At 38.6% G+C, this 20,405-nt stretch carries 13 protein-coding genes; 5 read left to right on the top strand and 8 right to left on the bottom strand.

The window, feature by feature from the left end:
• Positions 1-6: 6 nt before the first annotated feature.
• Both ACUN24_RS03565 and ACUN24_RS03560 read left to right on the top strand, forming a co-directional pair.
• Positions 7-1,446 (top strand): MFS transporter, encoded by a 1,440-nt coding sequence (locus ACUN24_RS03565; protein WP_315417651.1) that lies wholly within the window; start codon positions 7-9, stop codon positions 1,444-1,446.
• Positions 1,447-1,557: 111 nt separating this feature from the next.
• Positions 1,558-3,183, top strand: coding sequence for an NADP-dependent glyceraldehyde-3-phosphate dehydrogenase (locus ACUN24_RS03560; protein ID WP_193419252.1), 1,626 nt, complete (start codon positions 1,558-1,560; stop codon positions 3,181-3,183).
• A 497-nt stretch (positions 3,184-3,680) separates the two neighbouring features.
• Here ACUN24_RS03560 and ACUN24_RS03555 read toward each other — a convergent pair whose 3' ends face one another.
• The 4 genes from ACUN24_RS03555 to ACUN24_RS03540 all read right to left on the bottom strand — a co-directional run bounded on the left by ACUN24_RS03555 (position 3,681) and on the right by ACUN24_RS03540 (position 10,574).
• Complete coding sequence (locus tag ACUN24_RS03555) at positions 3,681-4,421, bottom strand: rhamnogalacturonan acetylesterase (protein ID WP_445561275.1); 741 nt, start codon at positions 4,419-4,421, stop codon at positions 3,681-3,683.
• A 5-nt stretch (positions 4,422-4,426) separates the two neighbouring features.
• Positions 4,427-5,461: a pectinesterase family protein gene (locus ACUN24_RS03550; RefSeq protein WP_445561274.1), complete on the bottom strand. Its 1,035-nt coding sequence runs from the start codon at positions 5,459-5,461 to the stop codon at positions 4,427-4,429.
• A 97-nt stretch (positions 5,462-5,558) separates the two neighbouring features.
• Positions 5,559-7,349, bottom strand: coding sequence for a RagB/SusD family nutrient uptake outer membrane protein (locus ACUN24_RS03545; RefSeq protein WP_445561273.1), 1,791 nt, complete (start codon positions 7,347-7,349; stop codon positions 5,559-5,561).
• A gap of 18 nt (positions 7,350-7,367) precedes the next feature.
• Positions 7,368-10,574 carry a SusC/RagA family TonB-linked outer membrane protein gene (locus tag ACUN24_RS03540; RefSeq protein ID WP_445561272.1) on the bottom strand — a complete coding sequence of 1,069 codons (3,207 nt, stop codon included), beginning with the start codon at positions 10,572-10,574 and terminating at the stop codon, positions 7,368-7,370.
• Positions 10,575-10,823: 249 nt separating this feature from the next.
• On the opposite strand from ACUN24_RS03540, the gene ACUN24_RS03535 reads away from it, so the two are divergent.
• Positions 10,824-11,834, top strand: a complete 1,011-nt coding sequence (locus ACUN24_RS03535) for a LacI family DNA-binding transcriptional regulator (RefSeq protein WP_445561271.1) — start codon at positions 10,824-10,826, stop codon at positions 11,832-11,834.
• Positions 11,835-12,005: 171 nt separating this feature from the next.
• Entirely contained in the window at positions 12,006-13,190 is a 1,185-nt protein-coding gene (locus tag ACUN24_RS03530) for a class I SAM-dependent rRNA methyltransferase (RefSeq protein WP_445561270.1), read from the top strand.
• 112 nt (positions 13,191-13,302) lie between these two features.
• Here the strand turns inward: ACUN24_RS03530 and ACUN24_RS03525 are convergent, their stop codons facing one another.
• The 4 genes from ACUN24_RS03525 to ACUN24_RS03510 form a co-directional block, all read right to left on the bottom strand.
• Positions 13,303-13,737, bottom strand: a complete 435-nt coding sequence (locus tag ACUN24_RS03525) for a carboxymuconolactone decarboxylase family protein (RefSeq protein WP_131526332.1) — start codon at positions 13,735-13,737, stop codon at positions 13,303-13,305.
• A 398-nt stretch (positions 13,738-14,135) separates the two neighbouring features.
• Complete coding sequence (locus ACUN24_RS03520; RefSeq protein ID WP_445561269.1) at positions 14,136-14,711, bottom strand: Crp/Fnr family transcriptional regulator; 576 nt, start codon at positions 14,709-14,711, stop codon at positions 14,136-14,138.
• 51 nt (positions 14,712-14,762) lie between these two features.
• Positions 14,763-15,545, bottom strand: a complete 783-nt coding sequence (locus ACUN24_RS03515; RefSeq protein ID WP_445561268.1) for a GLPGLI family protein — start codon at positions 15,543-15,545, stop codon at positions 14,763-14,765.
• Between the two features lie 2 nt (positions 15,546-15,547).
• Positions 15,548-18,352 carry a TonB-dependent receptor gene (locus ACUN24_RS03510; RefSeq protein WP_445561267.1) on the bottom strand — a complete coding sequence of 935 codons (2,805 nt, stop codon included), beginning with the start codon at positions 18,350-18,352 and terminating at the stop codon, positions 15,548-15,550.
• A 135-nt stretch (positions 18,353-18,487) separates the two neighbouring features.
• Here ACUN24_RS03510 and ACUN24_RS03505 point away from each other — a divergent pair, with 135 nt between their 5' ends.
• The gene (locus tag ACUN24_RS03505) at positions 18,488-20,299 is read left to right on the top strand and encodes a DUF4153 domain-containing protein (RefSeq protein WP_445561266.1); all 1,812 of its coding nucleotides are present in this window, start codon (positions 18,488-18,490) and stop codon (positions 20,297-20,299) included.
• The last annotated feature ends 106 nt before the right edge of the window (positions 20,300-20,405 follow it).

Raw genomic sequence — 20,405 nt, 5'->3', positions numbered from 1 at the left:
AACCAAATGAACCAACCCAAAACAAGCAAATATAGATGGACCATCTGTTTGCTGTTATTCTTAGCCACTACGATAAATTATTTAGATAGACAGGTCCTTTCGTTAACCTGGACAGATTTTATTAAACCGGAATTTCATTGGGACAATAACGACTATGGAAATATAACGGCCCTGTTCTCTATTTTTTATGCCATATCGATGCTTTTTGCAGGGCGTTTAGTTGATAAACTGGATACTAAAAAAGGCTTTTTATGGGCCATCGGTGTTTGGTCGATTGGAGCCTGTTTACATGCTTTCTGTGGTATTGCAACTGCAGGTATTATCAATGGTAACTGGTTTGTAGGCTTTGAAGGCGCAAAAGAAATTATTGCCCGTATTAACGATACCGGTTTAGTGGTTTCGGTAAGTGTTACCCTCTTTATTTTTGCCCGTTTTGTACTGGCGGTTGGTGAGGCAGGGAACTTTCCTGCAGCAATTAAAGCCACTGCCGAATATTTTCCTAAAAAAGACCGGGCATTTGCAACCAGTATTTTCAATGCCGGTGCTACGGTTGGTGCATTGGCTGCCCCCATTACCATTCCTTTTATTGCTAAAGCTTATGGTTGGGAAATGTCGTTCATCATTATCGGTGCACTGGGTTTTGTGTGGATGGGATTATGGGTTTTTGTGTACAATAAACCAGAGTTGCATAAGCGGGTTAGCGCAGAGGAACTGGCTTATATCCAGCAGGACGTAATCAACGACCGGAAATTGGCCGATTACGTTGAAGAAACCAAAGAAAAAGTTTCGTTTATCGATTGTTTTAAATACAAACAGACCTGGGCATTTGCTTTTGGTAAATTTATGACCGATGGGGTTTGGTGGTTCTTTTTATTCTGGACACCTGCCTACCTGAAATCGGTTTATGGAATGGATTCTACTCAAAGTGCACTTCCATTATTTGTACTTTACATGATTACGCTGCTTTCGATTATAGGAGGATGGTTACCTACTTATTTCGTTGATAAAAAAGGTATGAATCCTTATGAAGGTAGGATGAGGGCCATGTTGATTTTTGCATTTTTCCCACTGTTGGCTTTAGCGGCGCAACCTTTAGGCCACATTACTTACTGGATTCCGGTAATCATTATTGGTATTGCAGGTGCAGCCCACCAGGCTTGGTCGGCAAATATATTTTCTACTGTGGGCGATATGTTCCCTAAAAAAGCCATTGCAACCATTACCGGTATTGGTGGTATGGCCGGCGGTTTAGGCTCTTTCATCATCAATAAAGGCTCTGGTTTGCTGTTCGATTATACGGGCAAAAACAAGATCGTTTTTATGGGTTTTAAAGGTGAAGAAGCCGGTTATTTCATTATCTTTTCCATCTGTGCCGTATGTTATTTAATCGGTTGGACAGTAATGAAATCCTTAGTGCCAAAATATAAAGTAATCGAACTAAAATAAACCAGGGGCTGATGTTAAGGAAAGCTTTCTGGATCATCGGCCTTTTTATACAAACGAATCTATACTTAAACGATAGATTTAACATTAATTTAACCCTAACAACAAATTAAATTGAGTACAACGCTAAACCTCGAAAGTATTTTCGTTGAAGAGGGCCAGATTCCAGATGAATTTAGGCTCACGGAAGAAATCAATCAAAAGGAGTTTCTATCAAATGGAGAGATGAAACCATGGAACGGGCCATTTAATGAGGTTTTTTCTCCGGTATGCGTAAAAACCCCTGAGGGCTTAAAACGTAAGCGCATCGGTAGTTTCCCTGTTTGCACGGAGAAAGAGTCGACAGAAGCTTTAGATGCCGCCGTAGCCGCTTATGATAATGGTCGTGGGCAATGGCCAACCATGAGTGTTGCTGATCGGATTAGCTGCGTGGAAAACTTTACCCATAAAATGATTGAGCAAAAGGAAATTGTTGCGAAACTGATTATGTGGGAAATCGGAAAATCTTATGCCGATTCGGTAAAAGAGTTCGACCGGACAGTTGAATATATCTACGCAACTATCGATGCATTGAAAGATATCGACAGGCAGTCGTCGCGCTTTGAAATTGAGCAGGGAATTGTGGCCCAGGTGCGCCGCTCTCCGCTTGGGGTTGTGCTTTGTATGGGGCCGTTTAATTATCCTTTAAACGAGACTTTTACTACTTTGATTCCGGCTTTGATTATGGGCAATACGCTTTTGTTCAAACCACCTAAACACGGTACTTTATTACATTATCCTTTATTAGAGGCTTTCCGTTCCAGTTTTCCTAAGGGTGTTGTAAATACGATTTACGGTCGTGGGAATACAATCGTTCCGGGATTAATGAAATCTGGAAAAATTAATGTGCTTACTTTGATCGGTTCGAGTAAAGTGGCCAACGAACTTAAAAAACTGCACCCTAAAGTAAACCGTTTAAGGGCTATTTTAGGTTTAGATGCCAAAAATGCGGCCATTATCACTAAAGATGCGGATCTTGATCTGGCGGTTTCTGAAACTGTTTTAGGTTCGCTTTCTTTTAACGGACAACGTTGTACAGCCATTAAAATCGTTTATGTACACCGCAGTTTAGCGCAGGAATTTTTAAAACGTTTATCTGCAGAAGTAGAAAAACTGAAATTTGGCATGCCTTGGGAAAAAGGGGTAAACCTTACACCGCTGCCTGAGCTGAACAAGCCCGAGTATTTAAAAGAATGTATTGACGATGCCGTTTCACACGGGGCGAAAGTGGTTAACAAAAATGGTGGGCAGACTTTAGAAACTTTTGTTTATCCCGCCATTGTTTATCCCGTAAACAGCAACATGAAACTGTACCGTGAAGAGCAGTTTGGTCCGATTGTGCCGGTTGTGCCTTTTGATGATCTGGAAGAACCTATCGAGTATTTAATCGGTTCGCCACACGGCCAGCAAGTGAGTATTTTCAGCAATAATGCTGCGGTAATTTCTTCGTTGATCGATCCTTTGGTTAACCAGGTGAGTCGCGTCAATATTAATTGTCAATGTCAGCGTGGACCAGATGTATTCCCTTTCACTGGTCGTAAAGACAGTGCTGAAGGAACACTTTCTGTAGTGGATGCCTTACGTTCGTTCTCAATCCGGTCTTTAGTAGCCACTAAGTTTACAGAGGATAATAAAAAGTTACTGAACGAAATTGTGAGGGGAGATGATTCTAACTTTTTAAGTACGAAGTATATTTTTTAAAAGATCAGTTTATAAAACTAAGCCGCAAAAACATGGATGTTAGTCTGTGGATTTGCGGCTTTTTGTTTTGTATGCTTAGCTGTCATTCTGAACGCAGTGAAGAATCCCCAAACGATGAAAGGCAGAACCCAAATTAAGTTATCACTTAAAGATTAGATCATTTGAGAGGTTAGTACGCTTAACTAAAAGATCTTTCACTAGCGTTCAGGATGACAAATTATGTTTTTTAAAGAACCGGTTTATAAAAAGCAAGCCGTAAATCATGGATTTGCGGCTTTTTGTCTATAGTCCTCGTTTGTAACGAGGATTAGCGAGATCCGCATTTGCAATGCGGTATTATGCTATTGGCGATACAATCGCCATTCTCAGGCATCCTCGTTGCAAACGAGGACGATGATCATATTTATACGCCCAACTCTGTGTACTCAGTGAATTTCTTAATGCACTCTGTGGTAAAAAAAGATCCTTCGCTGCGTTCAGGATGACAACTATATTTTTTACTTCAAACTCTTTACCAAACTCAGTTTCAACTCTTTTATCCCTTGCACTACGAAACCTGCTACCTGTTTGGCTCCCTCCGGGCTTAAATGTGTATTGTCTTTTTTGCCGTTAGGATAGTTTACATTTCCTGAATCAACATAATTGAATAATTTAATGGATGGTTCCTCGCCCAAACGGTTTAACAAACTTTCTGTTTTAGCCAGCATATCAATTAAGGGTACATTTAACGAATCGGCTACCTGGCGGGTTATGCCCGGGTAATCACCATGCGAATCTATCAAAACTCCGTCTTTAAAACTTCTGCGGGAGATTGGCGTGAGCAAAACAGGAAATGCTTTTTTGCTCCGGGTTTCTTTTACATAATTCACCAGGTTGGTCTTAAAATCAGCCAATGAAACACCGACCGTAGGTTTATCAACTTTCTCATCGTTATGCCCGAATTCTATAAAAACATAATCGCCTGGGTTTAGTTGTGCTAAAATTGGGGTCCAACGTTTTTCAGCCCTGAAGGATTTGGTACTTCTACCGTTTAAAGCCCGGTTATCAACCGTAACATCAGGTTTAAAATAAGCTTGTAAAGCCATGCCCCAACCCGTTTCCGGATATGCTTTTTCTTCTTTATTGGCCGCGGTAGAATCGCCGATGATGTACAGCTTTGTTTTCCTTTGAACAAAAGTAAAAGAGAATAAAACGACTAAGGCTCCTGCCGCAAAAATCTTAAGGAAATTCGTTTTCATTTTAATTAATTTGTGATTGGATTCCATTGATCTATTCCGCTCAGTATATTTTTTAAAGTATAGCTTTTGGCCTCTTTATCAGTAAGCTGTTTCGTCCAGGCTAATCTTGTTTTCGGCGATGCCCCATCACCTTTACTTTTATATTCAGCATAAAAAACCGTTAATTCCTTATCTGGGAACATCTTGTCGCCTTTCCATGGATTCCAGCCTTCGGGTAAAATGTGTTTTCCAATTTCACAGTTTAAGAATACCGTTTTTGCATACGGACGCCATGGTCTGCCCAGATACGCTTTGGTTACAGTTTCATCTGCAATGAGCTTACAATTTATGAAAACAAATCCGAATTTCTGTTGCGCGGAGGTCGAAGCTGCGGTAACATAAGAATCGCTTAAACTTTTGATGGTACAATTTTGAAAGACCACTGTGGCCTTGCCGAAAATAAAATCGGTTGTGCCTTCGATATAGCAGTTCTGAAAGAATTGACGGCTGTTTTCGATTGCAGCATAAAGCGTATCCTGATTGCCCAGAAACCTGCAGTGTTTTGCGATAAATCGATCGCCTTCTACATGTAAGGCAACAGCCTGACCAACTCTTCCGGATGAATTGATAATGGTTAAGTTTTCGAGATGGATATCATTGCCCTGGACCAATACAGTAAATGAGGTATAAGTGCTGAACTTAGGGTTGCCAAAAGCATCCTTACCTGATGGATTGGCCTTCCCTGAATAATCATCAAAGGTGATGATTGTATTTTCAGTATCTTCTCCAACAATCGAAATCCTGATTTTCCATGAGGGAATAATTAATTTCTCCTTATAGGTGCCATTTTTAACCTGAATTTTAACTTCTTTCTCGCCTAAATCGCGAATTGAATTAATCGCTTCCTGTATCGTTTTGTAATTCCCGTTTCCACTTTTATCAACAGTAATTTCGGATGGATAAACCTTATCTTGAGCATTCGTGGTCGTGCTTAAAACAGTAATGAAAGCCAGGAGAAGCTTAAACTTCCAAAGAAGACACGATTTTTTTTTAGCTAACATAAACATTAAGTTTTGAGGCAATTTATAAATTTTTTAACAAGCAAAAGGGCGATAATTACATCGCCCTTTTCAATTTAAATTACTTTTTTAATTCATACTAATAACCGTACCATTGTCCACCCAATTTAGGGTTTGCATCAATAACCGATTGAGGCAAAGGCAACAACTCGCTTTTATTTGGTGTAAATGCAATCGAATAATACGCCAATAAAGTTGTATTAATCGTTGTGGCATTCCAGGCAACACTTGCCGAACCTGCCGGCGCAGCTGGAGATGGTGCGTAAAATGAATTTAACCACACAACTGTAGGCTGATTCGGTGTATAATACATAGTTGCAGGCAAAGTATTATAGGGTGCTGCTTTTGCTGCCATCAATGCTAAATTCGCTTTGGTTTCTGCAATTTTTGAAGCCAGTAAATTCCATCTGATTAGATCGTATTTTCTAATTCCTTCCCCGCCAAACTCAAATTGGCGTTCTTTAACAATTGCATTGAAGAAGCCTGTATAATCTGAAGGTGTGGTTCCGATTAAGGCCGAATTACCTCCAAAACCACGGGTTCTTACCTGTTCAAAAGCTGCTTTTGCAGCAGCAGTCGGACCTGAATTCAATTCATTATCTGCTTCTGCAAACATGAGCAGCACATCAGAAAAACGAATAACCGGCCAGTTAACGCCAAAGTATTGTGCAGCACTCGTGGTTACCGCAGGCACCTGCCAATCTCTTCTAAACTTTCCATCGAGCATGGTTACCAAAGAACGTGGACGTAAAGTCATATCCAGATTGATGTCGTAAGGCGCACAGGTAACATCGCGTCTTTTATCGTTTGCATCGAAAGCATAAAAATAAGTTGGCAAAATGGTTAAGGCAGCATTACCAACAGCAGTTGTGCCAGGCGTTGCAACAGTAAATTGACGTGGGCCATTGTAGTAACCTAATTTACTATCTCCAACTCCAGTGCTTCCTCCAGTCATACCAACTTCCCAAAGAACTTCTCCGTTAGCTTCGAATTTATGCGCATTTACACCATCTTTAAAAACCGATTGAAAACTTGGATTAAGTTTATGGTCGGCTCTTGCCATAATGATAGCGCATTCATCTTTAGCAATCTGATAGAATGTTTTGTAATCTGCATTACGCTTCATCGTTTTATCTTGTCTCAAAGAATATCCGCCACGGAAAAGGGCATATCTTGCTCTTAGTGCCCTAATTGCACCCTGACTCATTCTATCGCTCGTTACCGATGATTCTGTACGCCAGGGCACAAGTGGTGCCGCGATAGCTAAATCTCTAATGATGCGATTATAAATGGTATCCCTATCCGTTCTGGAGTAATAAGGATCAGAAACATTGATTGACGAAGTAAATTGAGACGGAACATCGCCCCAGTTTCTAACCACTTCGAAATAAAATTGAGCACGTAATGCCAAAGCTTCACCATATAATCTTTTCAACTCCTTTTGATCAGATGTGCTTCCGTTTGTATAAGCATCCATTTTAGGGATGTTATCGATACAAATATTTGCTCTTTCAATACCAATATATAACTGGTTAAATGGCCCGGCTAACTGTGTATTTGCTGGCTGAACGTTATAATGCGCGATATCTCTCCGCTCATTATCAGGGTATGGCGTTCCACCCTGACCCATCATTTCATCGTTATCGTAAGGGTAATACATGCTCAGGCGAATGCCATAGCCCTGGTCTCCACCTAGTGACGAGTACACGCCCAAAAGTGCTTTTTGTGCATTGGTAACATTGCTAAAAACATAGTCGTTACCGAAAGATGAAATAGGTTCTATTTCTAAGTACTTCTTGCAGGAAGATATTGTGAAGATAGTAGCGGTCATAAAAAGTCCGCTTATAATAAGTTTTAAATTAGTTTTCATTGTTGCTCTAATTAGATGTTATAGCGTGAAGTTTAGACCGAATATAAATGCTCTGCTACGTGGGTATGCCGAATAATCTACGCCTGGCGTTGTACCTGTAGTACGACGGGTATTCACTTCAGGATCGTAACCCGAATAGTTTGTAATTACTGCCAGATTGTTCACTGTTGCGTATAAACGCATTCTGTTTATTTTAAACTTTTTCAATAAATCAGCTGGTAATGTATAACCTAAAGTGATGTTATTGATTCTCAGGAATGAGCCATCCTCAACCGCATAAGAGTTTACGAAAAACGAACTGTTGCTGGTTAACGGGCTCCATAAAGTAGCATTAGCATTTAATGCGGCTAATTCTGTTGGGTCGGTAACTACAACACCCTGATCGTTTACATTTCTCCATCTGCCATTCATCGTTGCGAGTAAGTTACCATTTGGCGTGTAACCACTTGTAAACTCAAGTTTGTTTGCGTTTAACACATCGTTGCCAACCTGGAAATTCACAAATACATTTAAGTCGAAGTTTTTATAAGTGAATGATTGATTAAAGCCACCCGTAAATTTCGGATTTGCATCACCAATAATTGTTCTGTCGTTAGTAATGTCTACAATACCATCCCCGTTTAAATCCTTAAATTTAATTACGCCCGGTTTTGGAGTTAGTGATGTTACGCTGGTATTATTTGGAACACCAGGTTTTAAGGTATAAACACCGTTCGCATAGTTAAAATCTTCTATTTTATAAAAACCGTCAGCTACTAAACCATACATTTTACCTACTGCCTGGCCAACTGCAACCTGATAGTCAGCTGGTACATTCGTGCCTGCCCAACCCGAATTAATTAAGAAAGATTTTTGATAATTCCCTAAGCTTTCAACCCTGTTTTTATTAAAGGAAATATTGAAATTGGTAGACCAGGAGAAATTTTTGGTTTGTACTGGTGTGCCATTAATCTGAAGCTCTATCCCTTTATTGCTTGTTGAACCAATGTTCTGCAATTGGAAAGCATAACCACTGGTTGATGGGAAAGGATTATTAACCAAAAGACCATTTGTTTTATTGCTATACAAATCCAGTGAGAATTGTAACCTGTTATTTAAGAAACCTGCATCCAAGCCTATATTCCTGGAGACTGTAGTTTCCCATTTCAAATTAGGGTTTGCAAGTTCTGTAGCAACTAAAGCTGTTACCAAAGTATTGTTTATATCGTAAAAAGCATTTGGTTTAAACTGTGTCGTGTATAAGAAATCAGCAATACGGTTATTCCCGGCTTCTCCATAACTTACCCTTAATTTCAAATCATTTAAACTGATTGAATTTTTAAAGTTCTCCATGAATTTTTCATCAGAGATTCTCCATGCAACTGAACCCGATGGAAAATAACCCCATTTGTTTCCTTCAGCGAATTTTGATGAACCATCTGCCCTCATGGTCAAGGTTAAGAGGTATTTTTTATCAAATGAATAATTAAACCTACTGAAAACTGAAAATAATCTGGCCGTTAAATCACTCGACGTTGCAGCACCTGCCGGCGTTGTACCCAAAGCCATGTTTGCTAAAGCACGTTCGGCAGTTATCCCTATAGGGAATAACCTGTTCTCCGTATAATAGGCCTGAACTTTGTCCTGATAAAGCTCCTGGCCAATTAATGCATCGATGCTGTGGTGTTTGCTAAATTCCGTTTTCGAACCAGAATTGGTATAAGAAAGCACATTGGAATTGTTAATCGTTTGGCGGTTTGCTGTTGCGATTGATGCTATCGGCTGGGAAGAACCAACTAATCTGGACTCATTTGTGATGATATCGTTAAAAACATTAGTTCTGTTATTGTTAAAATCGACACCTAAAGTACTTTTAAATGATATGCCTTTGTAAATGATGTAGTTAAAATAGCCATTGAAGTTGGTTACGTTTGTGAAAGCCTTTTTATACTCTGCATCATTTAACAATAATGGATTTACCAGCGATAAACTGTTGCCATTTGTTTCACTAGCGTAGTCTGGGTCATAAGCATAAACATCCTGACCTTTTACTAATAATGGGCGATATTTAACTGCCTGACGCAATCTGTTTAATGATGACGATCCCTCACTACTGGTACCTGCGCCATTTACAACCGTGTTGTTGTAGCGAACATTGAAACCAACTTTTAATTGATCATTAAATTTATGGTCGAACTTAAAGTTGATTAACTTTCTGTCGAAATCAGAAGCAAGCATTACACCATCTTCAGTATTGGAAGTTACACTTAAATTAAATGTAGATTTTGCATCACCACCGGTAACACTAACATTGTGTGTTTGCATTAATGCATTGCGGCCGAATAGTTCTTCCTGCCAATCGACAAATGGCGTGTTTTTAAAACTTTCCAGATCATTGAAAGTACCATAGTAGCCGGCATACAAACTCTCGCTTGTTACATTACCGCGACTTGCCTCATACTGATATTTCACAAAATCGTAAGGATTCATTACTTCAAGCTTATTTGCCAATTGTCTGAAACCAACCAGGCCATTGTAATTAATGGTTGTTTTCATTTGCCGACCGCCTTTTGTGGTAATCAATACAACACCATTTGCCCCGCGGGATCCATAAATCGCCGTTGCCGAAGCATCTTTCAAAACGTCGATGCTTTCAATATCCTGAGGAGATAAAACAGATAGCGCATTTTCTACCTGAACACCATCAACAACATATAAAGGTGTGTTATCTTGTGTGATAGAACCACCACCGCGCACTCTGATTTGTGCACTCGCATTTGGAGTTCCTTCTGAAACTGTGATTTGAACACCTGCAAGTCTTCCCGAAATAGCTTCAGCTAGAGAGTTATTTGGAATATCTTTCAGTTGCTTAGCGCCGACAGAGGAGACAGAACCTGTCAGGTCCCTGCGGTTTACCGTTGCGTAACCAATTGCAACAACTTCATCGAGGTCTTTAGCATTTGATTCGAGCAATACTTTTAAATTAGTTTGGCTTCCTACAGCTACCTCTTTAGAAGTGTATCCGATGTAATTAAAAATCAATACCGCGCCAGGAGAAACAGTTATGTTAAACTTTCCATTATCGTCTGTTTGGGTTCCGGTTTTAGTTCCTTTAATGAGAACACTAACACCTGGAATCGTTTCGCCTCCCTTTTCGGAAACCGTTCCGCTTACCTGCTTGGTTTGAGCGTTGGTTATCCCGGCATAAAAAGTAAAAATACTGAGTAAGAGTAAAATTCTGCTCATAACATTTTGAATTTGGTTTTTTGACCACACAATAGCTTGCGTGTAGAATATAATTCTTATTTAAAGAACATATTCATAGTTAATATTTGGTTTTATACGGTAACAATTTTACGAACTAAAAACCGCTTGAAAACAGTTTTAACTAAAAATCTGTGCAATCGTTCCCAAAAGCGTTGTCTTAACGTTTATTAATATTATTGAGTAAATAAACCTTAATAGATATTTTTTGTAACTTGTACGCATACGAATATGAGATTTGAAACATCTACCATAAAAGATATTGCTAAAGCATTAGGACTCTCTACATCTACGGTTTCCCGGGCTTTAAGAGACCGTTACGAAATTAGTGAGGAAACTAAAAAGCTGGTTTTAGCCTATGCCGAAAAGGTAAATTATCGTGCCAATCCGATTGCCAGAAGTTTAAAGGAACGCCGTAGCTATTCTATCGGCATTATTGTAAGTGAAATTGCCAACAACTTTTTTTCTCAGGTGATAAATGGCATTGAATCAATTGCCTATGATAAAGATTACCATGTAATTATTTCTCAAAGCCACGAGTCGTACGAGCAGGAAAAACTAAACGTTGAACACCTGGCATCTCGTTCTATTGATGGTTTATTAATTGCGCTTTCTTCGGAAACTCAGGATATTGATTATTTAAGGCATTTATACGCTAAGGGTTTACCAATTGTGTTTTTTGATCGCGTGCCCGACGATTTTGAAACCCATAAAGTAATTGCCAATAACTTTAAGGGCGCTTTCGATGCCACAGAACACCTTATTTTATCAGGAAAAAGAACCATTGCCCATTTAACGAATTCAGAAAACCTTTCAATAACGAAAGAAAGGTTAGCAGGTTATAAAGCAGCTTTGGTTAAATATCATATTGAGTTTAGGCCCGAACTGGTGAAATATTGCCAGCATGGCGGTATGCACAGTGCAGAATTGGAAGAAGCGGTGAAAGAGCTTTTGCCGCTTATGCCTGATGGGATTTTTATCTCGAGCGACCGCTTAACCACAGGTTGCATTATGGCCCTGAAGAAAACCAATCCTGAAGTGGCACATAAAATTGCGATTGCAGGTTTTACCAATTCCAATCTCGTTGAATTATTTTCGCCATCCTTAACCTCAGTTAAACAGCCTGCATTCGAAATGGGACAGGTGGCCACAGAATTATTGATTTCGATGATCGAAGCTAAAAGGCCTGTTACCGAGTTCGAAACCAAGGTTTTGGATACGGAACTGGTGAAGAAGCGTTGAGCGACAAGCGGTTTGTGTGTGGCGCAAGACGTTGAGTGTCCAGCGCTAAGCGTGTGGTGGTTAGCGTTTAACGCTACGTTCAAATAAGCACCCTATTTAACAGACGTTCTGATAAGCGTTTCGTATGAAACGCTCTACGGCAAACTCCCTGCAAATTATTACCTTTGCAGCATGGTAGAGATCATATTAAAAAAGGGCAAAGAAAAAGCGGCATTACAAAGACATCCATGGGTATTTTCCGGCGCATTAGAAAAAGTTAAGGGAAAGCCTGAAGATGGTGATGTAGTTAAAGTATTTGCTTTCGATAATGAATTTCTGGCCTATGGATATTTCAATAGCAATTCGCGTGTTGCTGTTCGCCTGTTAGAATGGGACGAAACACAAACGATTGATCACAACTGGTATCAGAACCGGTTAAAACAAGCCATTGCTTCACGTCAATTTATTTTAAGCGAACAGACCAATACCTGTCGTTTAGTTTTTAGTGAAGCCGATTTTCTGCCGGGTTTAATTGTTGATCAATATGCTGATTTTCTTTCTCTTCAGATTTTAAGTTCCGGAATTGAAAAGGTTAAAACAGAGATTGTAGAAATACTAAAAGCAGAATTAAAACCAAGCGGGATATTCGATAAAAGTGATGCAACCGCACGTACCCACGAAGGTTTACCTATTGAAAACGGATTACTTTGGGGTGAAAATCCGCCGGAATTTTTAGAGGTAAAAGAAAATGGCATTATTTATCATATTAATATTGTTGAAGGCCAGAAATCAGGCTTTTATTGTGATCAGCGGGATAACAGAAATATTTTAGCCAGTTATACAAAAGGCAAAAAAGTTTTGGATTGCTTTAGCTATAGCGGAGGTTTTAGTCTAAACAGTTTGGCAAATGATGCGAAAAGTATTACTAGTGTTGATAGTTCTGGTTTGGCCGTAGAGACATTAAAGCAAAACGTGGCTTTAAACAAATTTGATGTAAATAAAGTAACGGCCATCCAATCGGATGTAAATAAACAACTCAGGGCTTTTAAAGAATCGGGTGAATTGTTTGATGTGATTGTGCTTGATCCGCCTAAATACGCACCTTCGCGTTCAGCTTTAGATCGTGCAGCCAGAGCCTACAAAGATTTAAACCGTTTAGGGATGCTATTGCTGGAAAAAGGGGGCTTATTGGCTACTTTCTCTTGCTCAGGGGCAGTTGATATTGAAACGTTTAAGCAAATTATTGCCTGGGCAGCGCTTGATGCCGGCAAAGAAGTACAGATTATTAAACAATTCTGCCAACCCGAAGACCATCCGGTTCGGATTTCTTTTCCTGAAGGAGAATACTTAAAAGGACTATTGTTAAGGGTGCTGTAAATTTGCCCCTTTAGGATTTAACTTTAAATCACAAAGACACAAATTACAAGGTTATTTTAAACATTAACCAGGTGTTATCGTGTCTTTGTGATAAACTGAAAGAGAAATCTAATTATCCAACCATCACTTTAGCAGTAATGGCCAGTCTGTTCCAGGCATTAATGGTAACTATAGCCATAATTAGCTGTGCTAATTCCTGCTCATTAAAAAAGCTTGCCGCTTTTTGATAAGTTGCATCAGAAACATGGTGGCTAATTAAGGTTACTTCTTCTGTTAAGGCCAAAACAGCTTCTTCTTGTGCCGTAAATAAGGTGGTTTCTCTCCAGGCATTTAATAAATACAAACGCTGTTCGGTTTCCCCTATTTTACGGGCATCGGTTGAGTGCATATTTAAACAAAATGCACAGCCGTTAATTTGCGATGCACGCATTTTAATCAGTTCTAAAAGAATTGGATCAAGTTTGCTGGTTGATAAATATTTCTCTAAACCGTACATGGCCTGGTAAGCTGCAGGTTCTACTTTTGGGATATCAATTCTACTTTCCATTTTATTTGTTTTTTGATTACGATGTAAAGTTCAGCATCCCGATCCTGAAAAAACTTAATGTAGTTTAAGAAAAGACTTTTCTAACTGCAAAGGCACAAAGACTTTCGTAAAGTTAGAGGCTGTTTAAAATTAATAAAATTTAATTCGTATGTCAGTCTGAGCGTAGTCGAAGACTATTTCAACGCATTAATAAAGCAATCGACTACGCTACCATCGACAGACCCAATAGAAAGATCGTCATTGCGAGGCACGAAGCAATCTTAAAGCGCTCGCTACTAGCGATAGTTGTAAGATTGCTTTGTCGGCTGAAAAGCCTCCTCGCAATGACGATTCCTCGCCGGCACACAGCATTAAAAATCCTTAGTGTTAATATGTGCCTCTGTGGGAGAATACAAAAACTATTTCTTTGCCCTGATTTTACTCAAAAACTCTGGAGTAAAACCCAAATAAGAAGCCAGCATGTATTGCGGCACACGCTGTACAAATTCATGGAATAAACTGTTAAAATGGCGGTATCTTTCTTCAGCTGTTTGGCTATAAAGAAATTTTATCCTTCGTTGTGATGCCTGGTGGTTTTTTTGCAGGATTAATCTGAAGTACCTTTCAAGCTTAGGTAGTTTATGGAACATCTCGTCATAATGATGATGTTCGATAGCGATGACTTCGGTAGTTTCAGCCGCCTGGATATAAAATTCAGATTGTTCCTGGAAAAGAAAGCTGGTTAGATCGGTAATCCACCAGTTTTCTATGGCAAATTGAGTCGTCTGTTCAGCACCCTTTATATCAATGAAATAAAGCCTCAGGCAGCCTTTTACCACGAAATAGTTTGCCCGGCAGGTTTGCCCTTGTTCTAATAAAAAAGCCTTCTTTTTAACAGGAAAAGATTTTAGAAACGGTGCAAGAATTTCCTGTTCATCGCTGCTCAGATCAATAAATTTATTAATGTGCTTATAAAGTGCGCTACCCATTTCCATACTAATTGATTAGCTAAAATAGGTATAATTATAAGAATGAAATCTATGACACTAAAGTGAAAAAGCCTTATATATTGGATGTGCATATTCGCCCCAGTTTTTCATTGCGCCAAGTAATATTGCTTTTAAACCTTTGTTATCAGTCGGCTTTCCTTTTGTAGGGGCTGCTAAATCTTTTTCGGGCACAGTAATTTCAGTTACCTTAGTTGCAAACCAGGTTACATTTTCATGAGGCAAAGCTAAACCTAAAATCATTCCAGGTAATCCGGTAAAAGATTCAGGGCCACCGGAAACGGCAATCTGATTACTGTAATAAGCCACCACGTAAACCGAATCCATAATAATGGCATTTGCCCTACGACATTCATAACCTGCAATTTCTCTTGTTTCGTCGGTAATTTTCCAGTTGATTTTACGTATACTGTCTTTAACCAGGTAAGTATCTTCATATACGCTTTTTTGTGTGATACTGCTTTGCTGATCAAAATTTGTGGCAATGGTATTTTTCAGGTCCGCCAGCACATCAGACGCCAACCAGTTATTGTTTACCGTTTCTTCTACCATTGGCCATTTGTATAAACTTTTATCTTTAGTAAAATATAAAGTGCTTTTGGCAGCCTTAAATTGAGGATTGTTCTTTTTATACTGCTCAAAAGCCTCATTCAGATAGCTTTCATTGTCTTTATTGATCTTCTTTTGGATCAAAGCATACATATTTGATCTCTTTTCAAACTCAATTATGCCATTTTGTACGAAGTGTATATTCTGTGCAAAAAGATCGCTGCTGATGAAAATAACAGCAAAAAGGATGATATATTTTAGTGTAGTTTTCATGATTATTTCTGTGTTTTAATGCCGCCGCCCATTTTGTTGAAGTCCCATGATACCGAGAACATTAAATACCGTTGGATGGTGGTGTTACGTGTTTCGCTGATGCTGGTATTGGTTGCCATGCGGTTGAATCCTACATTTTGGTTTAAAATATCGTTCACCGTTAAAGAGAATTTTAAGCTTTCTGATTTAAAGAATTTTTTACCTAGCGATGCATTCCAGATAAAACGTTCGAAACTTTTGTTAAGCACCTGTGTTTTACCGTTATACTGATAATCTCCATCCGAAGATATTTCGAATTTGGCTGGCAACTGTACATTTCCATAGAAATATCCAGTGTATCCTATACCATCACTGTTGGAGCCTACGCTTACCCTCGAAATATTATATGTAGGACCAAAACGGACGTAAAAATTATACTTTTTCTCTTTGTATTTTGAAATATTTAAACCTCCACCATAAGTATAATTTTTGGTGTTATTTAATACCCTGTTCTGGTTAGTAGTGATGTAGTTATAGTTAGAATTTCCGTTTGCATTCACATTTAAACCAACATTCATATCCAGAAACTTAATTTTCCGACCAATCTGTCCGTACAGGTAAAAGTTTGTCTGCATTTTATCTGAAAAATTGATATAAGTGTAAGTACTCTTACCAGCACCATCGGTATTCACATCACTAATGATCGGGTTTGAGGTAAAACTATAAGAACCACTCAACCAAATGGATTGATTGGTTAACACTTTATAAGAGTTGTAATTTGTATTAATACTGCTTCTGAATGATGGCCTTAAATCCTGATTTCCTTTAACTACATTAAAAGGGTCGTTGTTTACCCTAACCGGCTGTAGCTGATCGAGTGAAGGCTGGTTGGTATTTCCGTCATAATTGATCCGGAGCGATTTCTGTTGAGAAAAACGATACTGATATGATGCCTGAGGCATATAATTCACAAAATTTCTGATGTATGTTCTGTTGTGGTAAACATCATCCTGTTTAAAGTTTACTCCGCTAAATTTCGAACCGAAATTGATTACCGTTTTACCCTTTTTATAATTGAAAATGGCACCACCCTGGTTAATGGTCTGGTTCAGTTCAAAATTGTTACTGTATAATGTATCCAGCATATCATACCTGCCACTTCCTGATTGATTAAACGATCTTCGGTCTGATTTTCCATTCATCAACGTTAAACCATAGTTCACAATCACCGTTAAGGTTTTAGAGAGCGGTTCGGTATAGGCTGCATTTAATTTAAACGAATTGTTTGTGATGTCGTTTACCTTTAACTGGTTGGTAAGACTATCCAATATTGTCCCTGTTTCTATAATACGTGTATTATTTTCAGATTTTAAATAGCCTTCAGTGCTGTTTTTATTAATTGATTGGTTGAGGTTTAAAGATAATGTACGCCCTTTTTTCTTCAGTTTTTTGGTTAACAACAAATTCATGTTGAAATTCTGGTCGTCTGCCTCGTTGGTGATCTTTCTATCTGATGAATTTAAGAAATAGTCATTTTCTCCATTTGTAGTCGTTTTATAATGGTTTGAAGTATTGCTTTTTTTCAAAGCGCCATCTACACTCACTTTCATAGTTAAGGTGGTATCGATTTTTATTTCGTAGGTCGCATCTAGTTTTTGCCTGAACATGTCGTTATCAAAATCTTCATCTGAAGTGCTAAACTGCGAACCTGATGCTAAATTATTCTGGCTGATCGAATTCCGGCTACCTTTTATCCTGATTGATCCAATTTTGTAATTCGTATTTAACGATTCTTTATCCTTATTCCATTTGTTATCGAAATGCAAACCACCTGTCCTGGCCATTGGTAAACCCTGACCATTGTACCTGCCATCATACGAATCGAAATCATCGCCCCCGCTATAGTTGAAATACATTCCGCCATCATCACTCACCGTTAAGCCACTCGAGCCGCTATATTTATCCCGATCATCCCAGCCTAAACCTACCGTTCCGTTATTGCCTAAAATGCCGTAGGCCGAAAATTTCTTTTTGCCCCAAAATTTATTAAACATTCCTTGTCCCTGGTAAAAATCTTTGGTGCCATAACCACCCTGCACCTTACCGAAATAACCGTTCTTTTTATCTTCTTTTAATTTGATGTTCAATGTCTTGGTTTTTTCGCCATCATCAATGCCTGTAAAACTAGCCTGATCGCTGGCTTTATCATAAAGCTGAACAGATTCTACCATATCAGCCCGAAGATTTTTCGTGACCAATGTTGGGTCGTCGCCAAAAAATTCTTCTCCATCTACCAATACCTTCGGAACAGTTTTACCCTGAGCTGTAATTTTCCCATCCTTATCTACCTGAAAGCCCGGAAACTGTTTAATCAGATCCTCTACTTTCGAATTGGGTTCTATATTATATGCTTTTGGATCGAACTCTGTAGTATCACCTTTAATTTTTATGGCTGTTCTGTTTCCTTTAATAATTACATCAGCGAGAATTTTGGCCATCCCGGTAAGGTTAATTTTTCCGTAATCTTTAACCTGAGTGGTAGAATCGAGCGTAAAATGATCTACAAAATCTGCATACTTAGGATAAGAAACCAATAAGATAAACTTCCCGTTTTTAATTCCGTTAAGCTCGAATGAACCATTTTCTGCTGTCCGGGTAAATTTTACCAAAGTAGAATCTTTTGCATTTAAAATGGCAATGGAGGTTCCGGATAACAGCGTTGTCGATGCAGTGTCAATCGTTCGGCCCTTAATGGTATGAAGACCCTGTGCTTTTGAGTAAGTAGTGGTAAAAATAAAAAAGAACAATGAGAGTAACAGCGGTTTCATAGATAGGATTTGGTTTTGTTTATCGAATATAACTAATATATTAGTTGTCTGTGATAGTTTAACCTTTTTTAACAATTTGAAAATTCATGTATAGCCATTAAGCATAAAAGATGATATCTTTAATCAAAAAATCAGATGAAATTACCTTCTCTCCAACAGTTATATAACGGATTTGTAAACGTAATTAAGCGTTTCCCATTGCAATTTATTTTTGCGGTTGCCGCAACATTGTGCTGGTGTTATTATATCCATATTTCTAATTATCAGGACTATTCAGAACAGCATGAAAATTTTAAAGATCATTTAATAAAGGCCGTTGCTATTTTAAATCTGGCACTTACGCTCATATTAGCGCTCGATTTAATTTCAGAGCGTAACCAATACCCATTAAAGAAAAAGATGCTACTGCGTTTAGGAGGCTTACTGATCGGCGTTTTGCTTTACTTCAGCCTCGATCCTACAAACTATTCGGCAGATCTTTACCGCATTTTCCTATTCGCCTTTGCCTTTCATTTGCTTGTGGCATTTGCTCCATTTATCGGTCATGAAAAAATGAATGGTTTTTGGCAGTTTAACAAAGCACTTTTTTTAAGGTTTCTAACTTCTGCGCTTTATTCAGCTGTACTTTATGCGGGATTGGCAATTGCCTTGGTTGCCATTGATGGGTTGTTTAATGCCAACATCAGATGGCAAACATACATGACCCTATTTGCCATTATTAGTGCAGGGTTTAATACTATTTTCTTTTTAGCAGGAATCCCAAAGGATTATAAATTGCTCGAAGAAGATCAAAGCTATCCAAAAGGTTTAAAAATATTTGCACAGTTTGTACTGATTCCGCTGGTAACGATCTATTTAGCAATTTTGTTGGTATATGAGATTAAAATTGCTGTTTTATGGGAGCTGCCCAAAGGCTTGGTATCAAGCCTGATTTTAGGCTATTCAGTTTTTGGGATCCTGTCGCTACTACTGGTTTATCCGGTTAAAGAAACAGCAGGAAATAATTGGATTAAATTATTTTCCAGGTTCTTTTATGTCATGATGATTCCATTGGTGGTGCTTTTATTGCTCGCCGTTTGGAAAAGAGTGGGTCATTATGGTATAACAGAGAGTCGGTATATTTTAACGGCACTGGCACTGTGGCTTGCAGGTATAACCATATATTTTCTTTTTAGTAAAAAGCAGAACATTAAGGTAATCCCAATAAGTTTGTGCATCATTTCGCTATTGGCTACTTATGGTCCGCAGAGTGCTTTTTCTGTGTCCAAATATTCGCAGTTAAGCCGTTTAAAGCGGATCATGAACAGCAAGAAAAAAGACGATATTAAAGAAAAGCCAGCTGTAATCAGGTATCTGGTGTACACACATGGATTAAAAACGCTCCAACCTTTTACCAGAAAAGACCTGAGTAAAATAGAGGAAAAGATAGATGGTTCAAATAATTTTCGCTATAGCATGCGGATGAACAAGGTTGATACAGCATTGGCAATTTTTAAGGTTAAGGGCGATCTGGAGTATGACCCGGGACTGAGTATTACCCTCCAAAATGATGAAAACCAGGTTTTAAATATTAGCGGCTATGATTATATGATCGAACTAAGCGGATACCCGAAGGAAAAAGTAACACGCCTTTACGGAACAGATTTAACGACAAACCAAATCGGGTCAAAAGTTTCGCTATTGGTTAATAATCAACAGGTACTCCACATCGATTTAAAAGGATTATTTGCTCAAGCGATCAAAGTATATAAAAACGGGACTTTAAAAGCTTCGAACAAAAAACAGGAATACTTGTACCCGGCAAAGCTGATGCGTGTTTCTAAAAACATTAACGGATATAATTATACTATTGTGGTTACTTCATTGCAGGGTACATATTACGAAAATGATCATGATGCCAATCCATGGTTTGAGGCAAAAAGTTATCTGCTCATTAAAAAGCTTTAAGCTAAAACTATTACGATAAATGGCCAGTGTTTAAACAGACTGGCCATTATTGTTTGTCGGCATTTTGAAATCAAATACCGTTTCGTATAGGTTTATCGCGTTAAGG

This window comes from Pedobacter sp. WC2501 (assembly GCF_052682415.1).
Note: the sequence above shows the minus strand (reverse complement) of the source record. Positions and strands in the feature narration are given on the sequence as shown.